Below are 17381 nucleotides of genomic sequence, written 5' to 3'. Positions count from 1 at the left end.
CGGCGCTGGCCGAGGCCGCCGCCTCGCCGCTGTGCGACACGGTCGTCGCCGCGATCGTCGGCGCGGCCGGACTCGAATCGACCCTGGCCGCCGCACGCGCCGGCAAGCGCCTGCTGCTCGCGAACAAGGAAGCCATCGTCATGGCCGGGCCGCTGCTGCTCGCGGCGCTGCGCGAAGGCGGCGGCGAGTTGCTCCCGGTCGACTCCGAACACAACGCGCTGTTCCAGTCCCTGCCGCCGCCGGCGGCGACGCGGCGCGAGGCGCCGGCCCGCTGCGGCGTGCGCAAGCTGATCCTGACCGCCTCGGGCGGGCCGTTCCGCGGCAAGGTCCGCGCCGACCTCGCCGGCATCACGCCGGAACAGGCCGTGGCCCATCCGAACTGGCGCATGGGCCGCAAGATCTCGGTCGACTCGGCCACCCTGATGAACAAGGGCCTCGAAGTCATCGAGGCGCATTTCCTGTTCGATGCGCCGCCCGACGCCATCGACGTGGTCGTGCATCCGCAGAGCATCGTGCATTCGCTGGTCGAATACGCCGACGGTTCGGTGCTGGCCCAGCTCGGCAATCCGGACATGCGCACGGCGCTGGCCTACGGCCTGGCCTGGCCCGAACGCATCGACGCCGGGGTCAAGCCGCTGGATCTCATCGCGCTCGCGCGGCTGGATTTCCAGCCGCCGGACCTGGATACCTTCCGCTGTCTGGCGCTGGCCTACGCGGCGCTGCGCCGCGGCGGCACCGCACCGGCCGTGCTGAATGCGGCCAACGAGGTCGCCGTGGCGGCCTTCCTCGACGGCCAGTTGCCGTTCCTCGCGATCGCCGAGGTCATCGAGGCCTGCCTCGACACGATCCCGGCAGAGCCCGTCACGGGTCTGGACCAGCTCATTCAGACGGACTTAACCGCCCGGGCTGCGGCCCAACGTATGATGCGCCGCCTGCACTGTTGAGCCCCGCATGAGCAACGTTCTCGGATCCATCTGGTGGTTGGCGGTCACGCTCGGCCTGCTGGTCACCTTCCATGAGTTCGGCCACTACTGGGTCGCGCGCCGCTTCGGGGTCACGGTGCTGCGCTTCTCGATCGGCTTCGGCAAGCCGCTGTGGACCCGCATCGGCAAGGACGGCACCGAATACTGCATCTCGGCGATCCCGCTCGGCGGCTACGTCAAGTTCCTCGATTCGCGCGAAGTCGAAGTCAGCCCGGCCGAACGCGCCGGCGACTTCACCGCCAAGCCGGTCTGGCAGCGCATGCTCGTCGTCGCCGCCGGCCCGGCCTTCAACCTGCTGTTTACAGTGGTCGCGCTCTGGGCCATGTTCGTGATCGGCAAGCCCGACTACCAGCCCGTCGTCGGCCGCGCCGACAACCTCGCCGCGGTCGCCGGCTTCGCCGCGGGCGACCGCATCGACGCGATAGACGGCGAATCCGTGTCGAACTGGACCGACGCCAATCTCGTGCTGCTCGGCCACGCGCTGGACCGGCGCGACGTCGCGGTGCGCGTGACCGGCGCCGACGGCCGCACGGCCGAGCGCCGGCTCCCGCTCGGCACGATCGCCGCCGACAAGGACGAGCTCGGCGCGATGCGCGAGATCGGCCTGACGCCGAAGTTCCTGATGCCGACCGAGTTCTTCGTCGGCGAGGTCAGGCCCGGCAGCGCCGCCGAAGCCGCCGGGCTGCGCGTCGACGACAAGCTCGTCGGCGTCGACGGCAAGCCGATCGCGACCTGGAACGGCTTCGTCGAGCAGGTCCAGGCCGCCGCGGGCACGCCGCTCGCGCTCGACATCGTGCGCGCCGGCGAGCCGCAGCAGGTCGCCCTGACCCCGCGCCGGGAGACCGAGAACGGCAAGCCGGTCTGGCGCATCGGCATCGGGCCCAAATACGTGGAACCGCCGTTCGACGCGCTGCTGCGCTACGGTCCGCTGGCCGCCGTGCCGGCCGCGCTGCGCGAGACCGGCAACCTCACGCGCAAGACGCTCGAGATGATAGGCCGCATGTTCAGCGGCAAGGCCTCGCTGCAGAACATCTCGGGCCCGATCACGATCGCGGCCGTGGCCAACGATTCGGCCCAGCGCGGCGTGGCCTGGTTCTGCTATTTCCTGGCGCTGATCTCGCTGAGCCTGTGCATCATGAACCTGCTGCCGATTCCGATCTTGGACGGCGGTCACCTCGTGTATTACCTTATCGAGTCGATCAAGGGCAGCCCGCTCAGCGAGAAAGCGCTGATCGCCGGCCAGTATGCCGGCCTGGTGCTGCTTGCCGCCCTGATGGGACTCGCTTTCTACAACGACATCGTGCACCGGCTACTGTCCTGACCGGCAGTTGGACCGGCACTACAACAAACCGCGGCAAGCGCCCGCCGCACAATAAGAAAACCCTGACGGATTGACGATGAAGCGTATCGCCGCCCTGCTCTTGCTCGCCTGCCTCACCGCCGAGGCCCACGCGTTCGACTCCTTCGTCGTCTCGGAGATCCGCATCGACGGCCTGCAGCGCATCGCGCCAGGCACCGTGTTCACCTACCTGCCGGTGGAGAAGGGCGACCGCGTGACCGCCGACACGGCGGAGAAGGCGATCCGCGCGCTGTTCAAGACCGGCTTCTTCAACGACGTGCAGCTCACGCGCCAGGGCGACATCCTCGTCGTGACCGTGCAGGAACGCCCGGCCATCTCCAAGATCACGCTCAAGGGCAACAAGGAGCTCAAGGAAGAAGAGCTGCGCAAGGGCCTCAAGGGCATCGGCCTGGAGGAAGGCGAGACCTTCGACCGCCTGCAGCTCGACCGCGTGCAGCAGGAACTGACGCGCCAGTACCACAACCGCGGCAAGTACAACGTCTCGATCACGCCGAAGGTCACCAACCTCGACCGCAACCGCGTCGACATCAACATCGTGATCGCCGAGGGCAAGGCGTCCAAGATCAAGCACATCAACGTCGTCGGCAACACGGTCTTCAGCGACAAGGAGATCCGCGACGAGTTCGAGTCCGACACGACCAACTGGACCTCCTGGTATTCCAAGGACGACCAGTACTCGCGCGAGAAGCTGTCCGGCGACCTCGAGAAGCTGGCCTCGTACTACCTCGACCGCGGCTATGCCGACTTCAACGTCGAATCGACCGAAGTCTCGATCAGCCCGGACAAGCGCAACATCTACGTCAGCGCGAACGTGCAGGAAGGCCAGCTCTACACGATCAGCGACATCAAGCTGCTCGGCGAGCTGATCCTGCCCGAGGAAAGCCTGCGCGCGCTGCTCAAGACCAAGGCCGGCGACACGTTCTCGCGGCGCAAGCTCGAGCAGAGCGCCAAGGCCATGAGCTCGGTGCTGTCCAACATCGGCTATGCGTTCGCGGAAGTGACGCCGGTGCCCAAGACCGACAAGGAAGGGCGCACCGTCGAGGTCACGTTCTACATCGAGCCCGGCAAGCGCGTGTACGTCAACCGCATCACGTTCAAGGGCAACGTGCGCACCGAGGACGAGGTGCTGCGCCGCGAGATGCGCCAGCTCGAAGGCTCCTGGTATTCGCAGGCGGCCATCGACCGGTCCAAGGTGCGCCTGCAGCGCCTCGGCTACTTCAAGAACGTCAACATCGAGACGCCGAAGGTCGCCGGCAGCGAAGACCAGGTCGACATGGTCGTGACGGTCGAGGAACAGCCCTCCGGCAGCCTGCTGTTCGGCCTGGGCTATTCGCAGGTGCAGAAGCTCATCGCCTCGGTGTCGGTCTCGCAGAACAACTTCCTGGGTACCGGCGACCGCGTCGCGATGACAGTGCAGCGCAGCTCCTACCTCAAGCGCTACGACGTCAGCTACGCCCAGCCCTACCTCAACGACTCGGGCATCGCGCTCGGCTACAACGCGAGCGTGCGCAACCTCGACCAGAGCGAGGCGAACATCGCGAACTACTCCACCGACACGGCCGCGTTCTCGACCTTCGTCGGCGTGCCGGTCGGCGAGACCGACTCGGTGCAGTTCCAGCTCGGCCTCAACAAGACCAAGATCAACACGTTCGAGGGCTACACGCCGCCGAACATCATCCGCTACATCACCGACCTCGACCACCGCACGATCCACACCTGGAACCTGACCGCGTCCTGGGCCCACGACACGCGCAACAAGTACTTCACGCCGACGCGCGGCGGCCTGCAGTCGATCTCGGCCGAAATCGCCCTGCCCGGCTCGACGCTCGAGTACTACAAGCTCTACTACCAGGGCGTGCACTACTTCCCGCTCAGCGACAAGTTCACGTTCCTGCTGTCGGGCAACCTCGGCTACGGCGATTCCTACCGCGACGCGACCGGCCGCTACGATCCGAATTCGCCGGAGAAGGTCCCGCTGCGCATCGGCGGCCTGCCGTTCTTCGAGAACTTCTACGCCGGCGGCGTGCGCGACGTGCGCGGCTTCGAGGACAACACGCTGGGTCCGTGCGAACGCGTCAGCATCCTCAGCGACTACTGCCAGCCGCTCGGCGGCGCGTTCAAGGTGCTCGGCACGGCCGAGCTGATCCTGCCGACCCCGTTCGCCAAGGACAGCGACTCGGTGCGCATCTCGGCCTTCGTCGACGTCGGCAACGTGTACAAGTCCTTCGGCGACTTCGACGCCGGCGAGCTGCGCGCATCGACGGGTCTGGCCCTGCAGTGGCAGGCGCCGGTGGGACCGATCACGATCAACGTGGCGCGCCCGCTGCGCAAGAAGGACGGCGACAAGACCGAGTCGATCCAGTTCTCCTTCGGCACCCAGTTCTGATCGAAACTGGCATCATCGCAGCGACGGCGGACCGGCCAGCCCCGCTCCGCCGCAGCGAACGCAAGAACGGAGGACACGCGTGGGCCAGCACGCAACCGCAGCACGTCGACTAGCGCTCGTTCTGGCCCTGCTGCCGCTGGCGGCGCTGGGGCAGAGCAAGCTGGGCTACGTCGACATGAAGCGGCTGCTGGACAACGCGCCCCAGGTCCAGGCCGGCCGCGACAAGCTGCAGCGCGAGTTCGCCGCGCGCGACGCAGCGCTCAAGCGCGACGAGACGCGGCTGAACGACCTCAAGAACGAGTTCGAACGCGACGGCGCGCTGCTGAGCAAGACCGACGCCGACGCGAAGAAGCGCGAGATCGACGCACTGGAGCGCAGCGTCAAGCGCACGCGCGAGGAACTGCGCGCCGAGCTCAAGAGCCGCAGCGACCAGGAACTCGACAAGAGCTGGCAGGAGATCAACAACACCGTGGTCGACTACGCACGCGAGCAGGGGCTGGACCTCGTCGTACCGAGTCCGGTGGTCTACGCCGACCCGCGCATCGACATCACCGACCGGGTGCTCGAACGCCTGCGCCGCGACTTCCAGTCCAAGCGGGCCACGCCATGAGCGCCGCGCCGCGGAGCTGGGCGCTCGGCGAGCTGGCCGGGCGTTTCGCGCTGGAGCTCCACGGCGATCCGGCGCAGACCGTCGACGGCGTGGCCACGCTCGCGCTGGCCGGTCCCGGCCAGCTGAGCTTCCTGTCCAATCCGCATTACCGCGCGCAGATGCAGGCCTCGCGGGCCGGCGTCGTCGTGCTGCGCGCCGACGACCTGCCGCTGCGCAGCGGCGCCGCGCTCGTCGCGCGCGATCCCTACGTCGCCTACGCGCACATCGCCGCGCTGTTCGAGGCCGTGGCCGACGCGCCGGCCGGCGTGCATCCGAGCGCCGTCGTCGCCGCCGGCGCCTCCGTAGCCGCGAGCGCGAGCATCGGCCCGCTCTGCGTGATCGAGGACGGCGCCGTGATCGAGGACGGCGCCGCGCTCGGCCCGGGCTGCATCGTCGGCCCCGACTGCGTGGTCGGCGCCGGTTCGCGCCTCGTCGCACGGGTCACCCTGGTCACGCGCGTGCGCCTGGGCCGGCGCGTGCTCGTGCATCCGGGCGCCGTGATCGGCTCCGACGGCTTCGGCCTGGCCTTCGAGCGCGACCACTGGATCAAGGTGCCGCAGCTCGGCGGCGTGCGCATCGGCGACGACTGCGAGATCGGCGCCAACAGCACGATCGACCGCGGCGCGCTCGAGGACACCGTGCTCGAGGACGACGTGCGCCTGGACAACCAGATCCAGATCGCCCACAACGTCCACGTCGGCGCGCATACGGCCATGGCCGGCTGCTCGGCCGTAGCCGGCAGCGCGCGCATAGGCCGCTACTGTCTGATCGGCGGCGCTGCCGGTATCCTAGGCCACTTGAGCATCGCCGACCGGGTCACCGTGACCGCGATGACCCTGGTGACCCACTCCATCACCGCCGCCGGCGAATATTCCTCGGGCACGCCGATCCAGGAAAACCGCCAGTGGCGCCGCAATGCGGCGCGATTCCGCCATCTGGACGAAATGGCGCGCCGTCTGAAAGCCCTAGAAAAGGATTCCGCTCCATGAACGATTCGAACGCCAGCCTGACCTTGCCGCTGGACGTCGGTCGCATATTCGACCTGCTGCCGCATCGCTATCCGTTCCTGCTGGTCGACCGCGTGACCCAGTTCGAATCCGGCAAGCGCCTGACCGCGCTCAAGAACGTGACGATCAACGAGCCGTTCTTCCAGGGCCATTTCCCGGGCCACCCGGTCATGCCCGGCGTGCTGATCATCGAGGCGCTGGCGCAGGCCTCGGGCCTGCTCGTGCAGCTGACCAACATCGAGTCGCCGAGCGCGAGCGCGCTGTTCTATCTGGTCAAGGTCGACAAGGCGCGCTTCACGAGCATCGTCGGCCCCGGCGACCAGCTCGTGCTCGAAGTCGAGCAGAAGCGCATGATCCGCCGCATGGGCCAGTTCTGGTGCCAGGCGCTGGTCGCGGGCAAAGTGGTCGCCGAGGCGGAACTGTTGTGCGCGGAGCGTAACGACTGATGATCCACCCAACCGCTGTGATCGACCCCGCCGCGCGCCTGGGGTCCAACGTCAGTGTAGGCGCCTACAGCGTCATCGGCGCCGACGTCGAGATCGGCGACGAAACCTGGATAGGCCCGCACGTCGTCATCGAAGGGCCGACGCGCATCGGCCGCGAGAACCGCATCTGGCAGTTCGCCTCGATCGGCGCGGCGCCGCAGGACAAGAAATTCCACGGCGAGCGCTCGCTGCTGGAAATCGGCGACCGCAACGTGATCCGCGAGTTCGTCACGTTCAACCGCGGCACCGAGGACGGCGGCGGCGTCACGCGCATCGGCGACGACAACTGGCTGATGGCCTACGTGCACCTGGCCCATGACTGCATCGTCGGCAACAACGTCATCTTCGCGAACGCCGCGTCGCTGGCCGGCCACGTCACGGTCGACGACTGGGTCATCCTCGGCGGCTTCACACTCGTGCACCAGTTCTGCCAGATCGGCGCGCACGCGTTCACCTCGATGGGCTCCATCATCAACCGCGACGTGCCGCCGTACGTGACCGTGGCCGGCAGTTTCGCCGAGCCCAAGGGCATCAACAGCGAAGGCCTCAAGCGCCGCGGCTTCGACAGCGAACGCATCCTGTCGATACGCCGCGCCTACAAGACCCTGTACAAGTCGGGCCTGCCGCTCGCCGAGGCGCGCGAGGAGCTCGCGCGCGCGTCCTCCGATGCGCCCGACGTGCGCCTGATGCTCGATTTCATCGACCGCAGCCAGCGTTCGCTGGTGCGCTGACGTGCCGCCGCAGCCCGTGGCCGGGAAGACGGCCGCCGGCGCGCCGGTATTCGCGCTCGTCGCCGGCGAGGCATCGGGCGACCAGCTCGGCGCCGGGCTGATCCACGGCCTGCGCGAACGCTGGCCGGACGCACGCTTCGTCGGCGTCGGCGGGCCGCGCATGGTGGAGGCCGGCCTCGAGGCCTGGTATCCGGCCGACAAGCTCGCGGTCATGGGCCTCGTCGAAGTGCTGCGCCATCTGCCCGAACTCCTGCGCATCCGCGCCGACCTGCTGCGACGGATCGCGGCCTTGCGGCCGGCGGCGTTCATCGGCATCGACGCGCCGGACTTCAACCTGACGCTCGAACGCAAGCTCAAGGCGCGCGGCCTGCGCACCGCGCACTACGTCAGCCCGTCGATCTGGGCCTGGCGCGAGCAGCGCGCGCGCAAGCTCGGCCGCAGCGCCGATCTCGTGCTCTGCCTGTTTCCGATGGAGCCGCCGATCTACGCGCGCTACGGCGTGCGCTCGCAGTTCGTCGGTCACCCGATGGCCGACCGCTTCCCGCTCGTGACCGAACGCCTGCCGGCACGCGCGGCGCTCGGGCTCGCATCCGAAGCGCCGGTGCTGGCCGTGCTGCCGGGCAGCCGCCTCGGCGAGATCCGCCGCCTCGGCGCCGACTTCCTGCAGGCGGCGCGGCGTTGCCAGCAGCAGATTCCCGAGCTGCAGGTCGTCGTGCCGATGGCCAGCCCGGCCTGCCGCGACGCGTTCGAGCAGATCGCCGACGGCCTCGGCATCGACCTGCGCAGCGCCGACCCGGCCTCGCGCGGCAGCATCGTGCTCGTCGACGGCCACGCCGCCGAAGCGCTGCTCGCCGCCGATCTCGTGCTGGTCGCCTCGGGCACGGCCGCGCTGGAGGCCATGCTCGCGAAACGGCCGATGGTCGTCGCCTACAAGGTCGCGCCGCTGACCTACACGATCGTGACCTGGTTCAAGCTCATGCGCACGACGCGCTATTCGCTGCCGAACGTGCTGGCCGGTCGCGACCTCGTGCCGGAGATACTGCAGGACGCCTGCACGCCGCAGGCGCTGGCCGACGCGCTGCTCGCGCTGTACGCCGACAGCGCCGGCCGCGTCGCGCTCGTGGCCGAATTCGAGCGCCTGCACAAGGCGCTGATCGGCGACGCGAACCGCAGCGCCGCCGCGGCCGTGGCCGCGCTGGTCGAGGGCGGCGAGGCCCATTGACCTGCCTGGGCCGCCGCCGCACCATGCGCGCCAGTTCCGCCTGCCCGAACCGGTGATGCGCCTTCTCTACCCGCTCGACCGCCGCAGTCTGCTGCTGTACCTGCTCGCGGTCCTGGCCTATGCGGCGATGCTGCTGCACGGACCGCTGAGCGAAGGCACTCCGCAGGAACGCGTGTTCACCGCACTGCTCAGCGGCAGCCTCTGCGTGCTGCTGATCTGCCTGACCAGGCGCATCGCCTTCAGCCTGCTCGCGACCGCGGGGCTGTTCACGCTGCTGCTGGCCAGCAGCGTGCTCAAGGTCACCTACCTGACCACGCCGTTGCTCGCGCCGGACCTGGTCTATTTCGTCAACGTCGACACGCTCGAAGTCATCCTGCGCTATCCGGTGCTGCTGATCGCGAGCTTCATCGGCCTGATCCTGCTGCCGCTGGGCCTGATCGGCATCTGGCGCATCGACCCGCCGCGCGTGCTGCCGGACTGGCCGCCGCTGCGGCGCCGCCTCGCCCTCGCGGTCGTCGCCGCGCTCAGCGCGTTCGCGCTGTTCCAGGCGTCGAACCCGCACGGCCCGTTCGCCGCCGTCTACGGCAAGGGCATGTGGGCGGCGATGAACGACAAGAGCTACCTGACCGACTTCTTCATCTCGTTCCATTCGACCCAGATCGAAATGCCCAAGCTCGTCGCGGGCGCGGCCGAGAAGCAGGTCTGGAACGAGCAGGTCGCGACCGGCGGCGATCCGCGCCAGCGTCCCGACATCGTCGTCGTGCTCGAGGAGAGCACGTTCGACCCGACCATGCTGACGGTGTGCAAGCTGCCGCTGTGCAAGCGCAAGCTGTTCCAGGACGACAAGCGCACGCGCGCCCACGGTTATCTGCAGGTACACACCTGGGGCGGCGGCACCTGGACCAGCGAGTTCGCGTTCCTGACCAGCATGGCGCACGTGCTGTTCGGCAACGCCGGCCTCTACGCGCCGTTCAACCTCGCGCCGCGCGTGGCCTACAGCCTGCCGCGCGTCATGAAAGAGAACGGCTACCGCACGCTCGTGATCTACCCGATGTCGGGCAGCTTCATCAACGCGCGCAACGCCTACCGCTTCTACGGCTTCGACGAGTTCTACGACGGCAGCGACAACGGCCTGGGCTGGGAATCGACCGACTTCGACCTGCTCAAGGTGTTCGACCGCATCGTCGCGCAGGAGCGCCGCGACCATCCGGAGCAGCCGCTGTTCGTGTTCATGCTGACCCTGCACCAGCACGGCCCGCACATGACGCCGCTGGGCCAGCTGCCCTCGCCCTACAACAAGCCGCTGTTCCCCAGGCAGCTCGACAGCTGGCTCAACCTCAACATCGGCAATTACCTGTCGCGGCTGGAGCAGTCCGAGCAGGCCATGTCCGAGCTCGAACAGAAGCTGTTCGCGAGCGAGCGGCGCACGGTGCTCATGCATTTCGGCGACCACCAGCCCTCGTTCGACGGCGCGATCAATTCGCTGACCAAGCGCGTGCCCAAGGGCGTGACCGATCCGACCAAGGTCACCTACTACATGCTCAAGTCGAATTTCCCGCTGCGGCGCAAAGTCGACTTCGACGTGCTCGACATCATCTATCTCGGCTCGCTGCTGCTCGACGTCGCCGACCTGCGCAAGGACGATTTCTACGAGGCCAACGCGCTGCTGCGCGACCGCTGCCAGGGCCGCTATTTCGACTGTCCGGACCGCACGCTGCTCGACTCCTACCACGCCTACGTCTACGGCAAGCTGCACGCGCTGCAGGAATAGCCGCGCCGCCGTTCACGGCGTCACGAAGCGGCAGTCCGCGGCGTCCGGCGCCGAGGCCAGGCAGCGGCGCTGCAGCGCGGCCGCATCGGGCCGGACGCCGCCGTCCAGCCAGGCGTCCAGCGCCTGCAGCGCGCCGAGATAGGTCGCGTCCTTGAGCCGGCTGTGCTCGTACTCGTCGGTCGCGACCTGGGCCAGCAGCCGGCTGCGGCCGGCGGCCGCGACCGTCGCGGCATAGTCGCCGTCGGCCGCCGCGGACACGACCGGATCGTGCAGCGCGTGCACGGTCAAGGTGGGCAGCACGATAAGCCCGGAAAGATCGGCGTCATAGGCCAGTTGCGCCTGGGCCTGCGGATCGGCCGAGAAGCGTTCGATGCCGGCGTTCAGCGCCACGTCGTCGCGCGACCCGCGGTAGCGCGTCTGCGTGTTGTCGAACGGATTGCGTCCGCCGAGGCGTTTCTGCACCAGGTCGCGAAAATGGAAGGTGCCCCAGGCCAGATGCGCCAGCAGCTCGCGCTCGGCGACCCCGCTGACCGCAAGGATGTCGCGCAGCCGCGACGCCTGCTCCGGCGTGCGCTGCGCCGGCGCCGAGTCCAGTCCGGTGCAGTCCTGCACGCGGCGGCGCAGTTCGTCCCGGTCCATGCGCGCCGCGGCGGGCAGGCCCTGCCACAGCGGATAGACGTCTTCGCCCGGCGCGGGGTGGTTGCGGCAGTAATACTGGTAGATCGCGCGCAGGTCGGCGCGGAACCCGTAGGCGCGCGTGCCGCCGGACAGTACGCCGTTGGTGATCAGCACAGCGTCGTAATCGGCGCGGCCGTCCGCGTCCAGCGCGTACAGCTCGGCTGCCTTGGCCGCGACGTTGCCGCCCCAGGACTGGCCGTGCAGCACCGTGCGTTCGGGCCGGCCCCATTGCGCCCAGAACCGCCGACGGCTGTTGTCGACGTCGGCGGCCGCCAGGCGCACGCCGTAGCCGCCGCGGCGGTAGGTCGAGCCGATCCAGGCATAGCCGGCCCGCACCAGCACCGCGAAGCGCTCCAGGTCCTCGGCCGAGTCGCCGGCCCGCGGTTCGCCGAGGCGCGGGCCGCCGTGCGCATGCACGAGCAAGCGCCGGTTCCAATGGCGCGGCATCGCGACGAGCAGCCAGGCGCCGTTCTCGTCGCGCGCCTGGCTGCAGTCGGCGGAGGCCGCGACCGCCGGCGGGCAGGCGGTCCTGGAGAACGCCGTCGCGACGCCGGCGGCAGCGCCCGACGCCGCAGGGAACGACAGCAGCGCTGCCGCCGCACACACCAGGATCCGGCGCAGGGCCGCTCCGCTCGATCCGCGCATCTGCCGTGCTCCCTCAGAACGATTTGCTGATGCTCACATACCAGTAGCGTCCCCACGGGTTCTGCAGCGAGCCGCGATAGCCGCCGTCGGCGAGCGACGGCCCCTCGTCGGTCACGTCGCGCACGCCGACGCGCAGCGTGGTTTCGTTGTAGAAGCGGTACTGGCCGTAGAGGTTGGTCAGAAGCTGGTGCTCCACCTTGAACGGCGCGCCGGAGACGCCGAGCAGATCCGGCTGTTCGAAGCCGCTCATGTACTGCGACGAGATGCCCGCGCGCCAGGGGCCGCGGCTCCAGGTCAGCGCGCCGCTCGCGCGCCATTGCGGGCGTCCGTTCTGGCCGATCAGCCGGGTCGGATCCGGTAGCGGCGTGTTCGCGTCGATGGTTCCCGCGTCGCGGGCCGCGTACAGCGCGTTGACGATGGGCCCCGGATCGCGCGTGAACTCCAGCAGCTTGGTCGCGTTGAGATCGATGTTGAAATTGCCGAAACGCGTGCCGCGCAGCGCCCAGTTCAGGCCGAAGTCGAGGCCGCCCGCCGTCTGCGGCTGCAGGTTGATGAAACGGTCGGCGACTGAAATCACCTGGCCGGCCGGATCGATGCCGGTGCCGGCGAACAGCGCGATGTCTTCGGGCGTCGGCGCCGCGCGCACGACCAGCGGATTCGCGCCGCCGCCGACGCGTTGCAGATAGTCGAGCGTCAGCGCGGTCTGCACGCCGAGCAGACCGACGATCTGCTCCTGCCGGATGCGCCAGCGGTCGACGGTCAACGTGACGCGGCCGAGCTTCTCGGGCAGGAAGGTCGGCTGGAACACCACGCCGAAGGACGTGTTGGTGCTCTCCTCCGGCTCGAGCGCCGGATTGCCGGCCACGAGCAGCGACACGCCGGCGGTGTTCTGCGAACACTCGGCGAAGGAGTCGATGCGGCCGGCGCGCAGGTCGGCCTCGCAGCGCACGTGATCCACGCCGTTGGCCAGGCGCGAATACTGCGTCGCGTTGGTCTGCTCCAGGTTCGGCGCGCGGAAGCCTTCGGAATACGAGCCGCGCAGGCGCAGGCCGTCGACGAGGTCCCAGGCCAGCGCGATCTTGGGCTTGGCCACCGAGCCGAAATCGGAATAGTGCTCGTAGCGCCCGGCCAGCTGCATGTCGAGCTGGCGCACCAGCGGCACGTCCATCGCCGGCGAGACCAGCGGCAGCGCGAGTTCGACATAGCCCGAGCCGACGTTGCGCGCGCCTTCCGTATCCGGATTGGGGCTGACCGCGGCGACGTTGCTGAGATTGGTCTGGCCGGTGACGCTGTCGGTGAACGTGATCGTGCCGTCGAGGTTGGCGTCGCGGTCGTCGCGCTGGGTCTCGCGCCGCGCCTCCAGGCCGAACGCGATGCCGGCAGGTCCGGCCGGCAGCGCGAACAGATCGCCGCGGCTCAGGCGGAAGTCGGCCATGCTCAAGGTCGTGCGCGACTTGCGCACCAGATCGAACACGATCGCGTCGATCGCCGCCGGCGAACTCGGCGAACAGTCGCCGTAGGTCGGCGTGCCGGCGCAGCCGCCGCCGAACGGGTTGTAGGCGTCGGGCGTGGACAAGGCCAGCTGGCGCTGCAGCGCCGTCATGTCGATGTTCGGGGAACGGTCCTCGGCCTGGGCCTCGGAATAGACGAGCGCCGATTCCCAGTCGAAGCCGCCCCACTCGCCGCGCAGGCCGCCGACGAAGCGCGACTGGTAGTTTTCCACGCGTACGCGCTGGAAGCCGGCATCGACGTAGCGATAGTTGGTCATCTGCACCGGCAGTCCGGCGTCGGGCACGCCGCTGAGGTTGGGCAGGCGGTTCGGATTGAGCGTGCCGTCGGCGAAATGCGTGGGGCCGAACGGATTCCAGTAGTTGCTGGCGGGAATCCAGATGCTGTTGAGATTGACGACCGGCGGCTGCACCGCCTCGCTGACGGCGCGATAGAAACCGAGCTCGCCGAAGGCCTCGACATCGGGGGTCAGCTCGTAGTGGCCGGTCAGATACGTGTTCAGGCGCTCGACCGACGGACGCACGGTGGTTCCGTGGCGCGTGTCGTAGCGCATCTCGCGGTTGGTCGTGTTGAAGTTGTGGTTGCCGCTGGCCAGGCAGAGATCGTCGCCGAACGCGACGCCGCAGCCGAAGTCCTGCGGCTGGACGTGGAACGCGCCCGCGCTGTTGGTCACGGCCGTGCCGTCGGAACGGATCACCGGCCGGGTGCCGACGCTCAGGCGCGCCCACGGCGTGTTCGAGGCGCGGCCGTCGAGGCTCGCGACATTGGCGAAGTCGGGATAGCCGGCGAACAGCGGACGCAGATCGTCGCTCGCGGTGTAGTCCTGGTCCGCCGCCCAGAGCTCGCTGCGGTCGACATAGTTGACGAACAGCGAGAGATTGTCGCGGTCGCGGTTCCAGCCGGCGAACAGGCTGGTCTCGAACTCGTCCATGCTGGTGCCTTCGGCGGTGCCGTAGCGCGTGTCGACGCGAAAGCCGTCGAAGTCGTTCTGCAGCACGGTGTTGACCACGCCGGCGACGGCGTCGGCGCCGTAGATCGCGGCGGCGCCGTCGAGCAGCACTTCCAGCCGCTCCAGCCCGGCGACCGGAATGGCGTTGGAGTTGAAGCTCTGCACCGGCACCGTGCCGGTGTCGGAAGTGCCCTGGCTGGTCGGATGCTGCACGAGGCGGCGACCGTTGAGCAGGACCAGGGTGTTGCCGACGCCGAGCGAGCGCAGGTTGACCGAGTTCACGTCGCCGCGCGCGGCGTTGCTGGTCTGCGGATTGTTGGACGCATCGAACAGCACGTCGCCCATCTGCGGAATGAAGCGCAGCAACTCGTCGCCGGAGACGGCGCTGGCGGCGTCGATCTGGTCCTGGCCGACCACGACGACCGGCAGCGCCGCCGTGGTCTGCGCGCCGCGTATGTGGGTGCCCACCACGACGATTTCCTCCGTGCGGACCGCGTCGTCGGGCGCGGACTGTTCGGTCTTCGGCGGCGCCGCCGGATCGGCTTCGACCGGCGGCGGCTGGGCCGGCGCGGTCTGGGCCCGGACCGGCAGCGCCGCGGCGCCGAGGACGGCCGCAATGGCGCCGGCCAGCAGTGCGGGACGATGGATCTTGCGCATGTTCGATTCCTCCCCTGGTGTCATTCTCGGCGCGGGTCGTTGTTCGCGCGGTTCGTTCCTGGCGCGGCTCGCACGGCCGCTTTCACTCGGTGGACGGGACTGCCGCCGCGGGATCCAGCGCACGCGCCAGCGCGTCGCGATCGAGCTCGCCTTCCCAGCGCGCGACGACGACGGTGGCCACGGCGTTGCCGATGAAATTGGTCAGCGAGCGGCATTCGCTCATGAAGCGGTCGACGCCGAGGATCAGCGCCATGCCGGCCACCGGCACTTCCGGCACGACGGCGAGCGTCGCGGCCAGCGTGATGAACCCGGCGCCGGTGACGCCGGCGGCGCCCTTGGAACTCAGCATCGCCACCAGCAGCAGCGCGACTTCGTGGCCCACGGTCAGCTCGGTGTCGGTGGCCTGGGCGATGAACAGCGCGGCCAGGGTCATGTAGATGTTGGTGCCGTCGAGATTGAACGAATAGCCGGTCGGCACCACGAGGCCGACGACCGACTTGCCGCAGCCGGCGCGCTCCAGCTTCTCCATCAGCGACGGCAGCGCCGACTCGGACGAGGACGTGCCCAGCACCAGCAGCAGTTCGGCCTTGAGATAGCGGATCAGCTTCAGCACCGAGAAGCCGCAGAGCCGCGCGACCGTGCCGAGCACGACGAGCACGAACAGCAGCGCCGTGACGTAGAACGAACCGACCAGCCAGGCTAGATTGGCGAGCACGTCCAGGCCGTACTTGCCGACGGTGAAGGCGATCGCGCCGAGCGCGCCGAGCGGCGCGGCGCGCATCAGCAGATGCACGAGGCGGAACACCGGCGCGGTCAGCGCGTCGAGCAGCGCGGCCACGGCGCGGCCGCGCTCGCCGCTGTGCGCCAGCGCGATGCCGAACAGCACCGCGACGAACAGCACCTGCAGTATGTTGTCGCCGACCAGCGCGCCGAGCAGGGTCTGCGGAATGATGTCGAGCACGAAGCCGGTCAGGCTCAGCGCATGGGACTTGTTGACGTAGTCGCGCACCGCGCCCTGATCCAGGCTCGCGACGTCCACGTGCATGCCGGCGCCGGGCTGCACCAGATGCGCGACCAGCAGGCCGATCAGCAGCGCCAGGGTGGAGAAGAACAGGAAATAGGCCATCGCGCGCAGGAAGACGCGGCCGACGCGGGACAGCTGCGGCATGCCGGCGATGCCGTTGACGATGGTCAGGAAGATCACCGGCGCGATGATCATCTTCACCAGCTTGATGAACGCGTCGCCGAGCGGCTTCATCGCTTCGCCGAGGGACGGCTGGAAATGGCCGAGCAGCGCGCCGAGCACGATGGCGGCCAGCACCTGGACGTAAAGATGGCGATACAGCGGCGGCGCGGCGGCGGTGGGCATTGCGGCTCCGTGGGGCGGCGCGGACGCGCGGCGGGATCTTTGTACTCCGCCGCCGCCGCCGCGCCGATAACCTATTCGTACTAGCCGGCGCAGCACGCCGCGCCGCGCTCTACACTCGCCCGATGCGCATCGCACACCGCTATCGTTCGGCAGCGCTGCTGCTGGTCCTGGCCGGCGGCATGGCGCTGGCGATGTCGGCCGCCTGGCGCATCGCCGGCAGCGGCTCGCTGCGCGCCGAGCAGGCGCAGGTGCGGCGCCAGCTCGATCTGTACGCCCAGGCGCTGCAGCAGCGCATCGACCGCTACCGCACCTTGCCGCAGGTGCTGGCGCTGGATCCCGAACTGCTCGCCGCCGTGTCCTCGCCGCTGGATCCGGCGCGGCGCGAGGCGCTGAACCTGCGGCTCGAACGCGCCAACGACGTCACGCGCTCCTCGACCCTGACCCTGATCGGCCGCGACGGCATCGCCCTGGCGGCGAGCAACTGGCGCGAGCCGTCGAGCAACGTCGGGCTCGACTACGGTTTTCGCCCCTACGTGCGGCAGGCCCTCGCGGAAGGCAGCGGCCGCTTCTACGGCGTCGGCGTGACCACCGGCGAGCCCGGCTACTTCCTGTCGCAGGCGATCCGCGATCCGACCGGCGCGACGCTCGGCGTGGTCGTCATCAAGATCGAACTCGCCGCGCTGGAACGCGAATGGCTGAGCACGCCCGACATCGTGCTGGTCAGCGACGCGCACGGCGTGGTGTTCCTGGCCAGTCGCGACGAATGGCGCTATCGCACCTTGCGCCCGCTCGACGCGGCCGACCGGCAGGAGCTCCGCGCGGTGCGCCAGTACGCCGACGAAGCCCTGCTGCCGTTGCGCGTGCAGACCCTGCGCGAGCTCGGCGCCGGCGCACGCGTCGCGCGCGTGGAGCAGCCGGCGCTGGCGCGGCCGGCGTTGTGGCAGAGCGTCGACCTCGGCGAAGACCGCTGGCGCCTGCAC

The 17381-nt window shown here is 69.2% G+C and carries 13 protein-coding genes; 10 read left to right on the top strand and 3 right to left on the bottom strand.

What is annotated here, in order from left to right; translation table 11 throughout:
* The 9 genes from dxr to NON22_RS09210 form a co-directional block, all read left to right on the top strand.
* The coding region (gene dxr / locus NON22_RS09250; RefSeq protein ID WP_257386645.1) for a 1-deoxy-D-xylulose-5-phosphate reductoisomerase at positions 1–944 on the top strand (944 nt) is incomplete at its 5' end.
* A gap of 7 nt (positions 945–951) precedes the next feature.
* Entirely contained in the window at positions 952–2304 is a 1353-nt protein-coding gene (gene rseP, locus NON22_RS09245; protein ID WP_257386644.1) for an RIP metalloprotease RseP, read from the top strand.
* A 76-nt stretch (positions 2305–2380) separates the two neighbouring features.
* A complete protein-coding gene (gene bamA, locus NON22_RS09240; protein ID WP_257386643.1) occupies positions 2381–4729 on the top strand; it encodes an outer membrane protein assembly factor BamA in 2349 nt (782 codons plus the stop codon).
* 79 nt (positions 4730–4808) lie between these two features.
* Positions 4809–5339 (top strand): OmpH/Skp family outer membrane protein, encoded by a 531-nt coding sequence (locus tag NON22_RS09235; protein ID WP_257386642.1) that lies wholly within the window; start codon positions 4809–4811, stop codon positions 5337–5339.
* Positions 5336–6367, top strand: a complete 1032-nt coding sequence (gene lpxD / locus NON22_RS09230) for a UDP-3-O-(3-hydroxymyristoyl)glucosamine N-acyltransferase (protein WP_257386641.1) — start codon at positions 5336–5338, stop codon at positions 6365–6367. Before NON22_RS09235 ends, lpxD begins: the two co-directional genes overlap by 4 nt.
* Complete coding sequence (fabZ, locus tag NON22_RS09225) at positions 6364–6831, top strand: 3-hydroxyacyl-ACP dehydratase FabZ (RefSeq protein ID WP_257386640.1); 468 nt, start codon at positions 6364–6366, stop codon at positions 6829–6831. The genes lpxD and fabZ overlap by 4 nt, the downstream gene beginning before the upstream one ends.
* Positions 6831–7601 (top strand): acyl-ACP--UDP-N-acetylglucosamine O-acyltransferase, encoded by a 771-nt coding sequence (lpxA, locus tag NON22_RS09220; protein ID WP_257386639.1) that lies wholly within the window; start codon positions 6831–6833, stop codon positions 7599–7601. Before fabZ ends, lpxA begins: the two co-directional genes overlap by 1 nt.
* Position 7602: 1 nt before the next feature.
* Positions 7603–8823: a lipid-A-disaccharide synthase gene (lpxB, locus tag NON22_RS09215; protein ID WP_257386638.1), complete on the top strand. Its 1221-nt coding sequence runs from the start codon at positions 7603–7605 to the stop codon at positions 8821–8823.
* Between the two features lie 55 nt (positions 8824–8878).
* Complete coding sequence (locus NON22_RS09210) at positions 8879–10594, top strand: sulfatase-like hydrolase/transferase (RefSeq protein ID WP_257386637.1); 1716 nt, start codon at positions 8879–8881, stop codon at positions 10592–10594.
* Positions 10595–10606: 12 nt separating this feature from the next.
* Here the strand turns inward: NON22_RS09210 and NON22_RS09205 are convergent, their stop codons facing one another.
* The 3 genes from NON22_RS09205 to NON22_RS09195 form a co-directional block, all read right to left on the bottom strand.
* Entirely contained in the window at positions 10607–11878 is a 1272-nt protein-coding gene (locus NON22_RS09205; protein ID WP_257386636.1) for a hypothetical protein, read from the bottom strand.
* 52 nt (positions 11879–11930) lie between these two features.
* Complete coding sequence (locus NON22_RS09200; protein WP_257386635.1) at positions 11931–15032, bottom strand: TonB-dependent receptor domain-containing protein; 3102 nt, start codon at positions 15030–15032, stop codon at positions 11931–11933.
* A gap of 82 nt (positions 15033–15114) precedes the next feature.
* Complete coding sequence (locus tag NON22_RS09195; protein WP_257386633.1) at positions 15115–16401, bottom strand: dicarboxylate/amino acid:cation symporter; 1287 nt, start codon at positions 16399–16401, stop codon at positions 15115–15117.
* 122 nt (positions 16402–16523) lie between these two features.
* On the opposite strand from NON22_RS09195, the gene NON22_RS09190 reads away from it, so the two are divergent.
* Positions 16524–17381 (top strand): cache domain-containing protein (locus NON22_RS09190; protein ID WP_257386632.1); only part of this gene is annotated, 858 nt, incomplete at its 3' end.

This window comes from Tahibacter caeni, from assembly GCF_024609805.1.
GTDB classification, from domain to species: Bacteria; Pseudomonadota; Gammaproteobacteria; order Xanthomonadales; family Rhodanobacteraceae; genus Tahibacter; species Tahibacter caeni.
Note: the sequence above shows the minus strand (reverse complement) of the source record. Positions and strands in the feature narration are given on the sequence as shown.

Bases quoted from the DNA above. Each gene is read 5' to 3' on its own strand.
- fabZ (WP_257386640.1), top strand. From the start codon at position 6,364: ATGAACGATTCGAACGCCAGCCTGACCTTGCCGCTGGACGTCGGTCGC.
- lpxA (WP_257386639.1), top strand. From the start codon at position 6,831: ATGATCCACCCAACCGCTGTGATCGACCCCGCCGCGCGCCTGGGGTCC.
- NON22_RS09195 (WP_257386633.1), bottom strand. From the start codon at position 16,401: ATGCCCACCGCCGCCGCGCCGCCGCTGTATCGCCATCTTTACGTCCAG.
- bamA (WP_257386643.1), top strand. From the start codon at position 2,381: ATGAAGCGTATCGCCGCCCTGCTCTTGCTCGCCTGCCTCACCGCCGAG.
- NON22_RS09210 (WP_257386637.1), top strand. From the start codon at position 8,879: ATGCGCCTTCTCTACCCGCTCGACCGCCGCAGTCTGCTGCTGTACCTG.
- lpxD (WP_257386641.1), top strand. From the start codon at position 5,336: ATGAGCGCCGCGCCGCGGAGCTGGGCGCTCGGCGAGCTGGCCGGGCGT.
- NON22_RS09200 (WP_257386635.1), bottom strand. From the start codon at position 15,032: ATGCGCAAGATCCATCGTCCCGCACTGCTGGCCGGCGCCATTGCGGCC.
- rseP (WP_257386644.1), top strand. From the start codon at position 952: ATGAGCAACGTTCTCGGATCCATCTGGTGGTTGGCGGTCACGCTCGGC.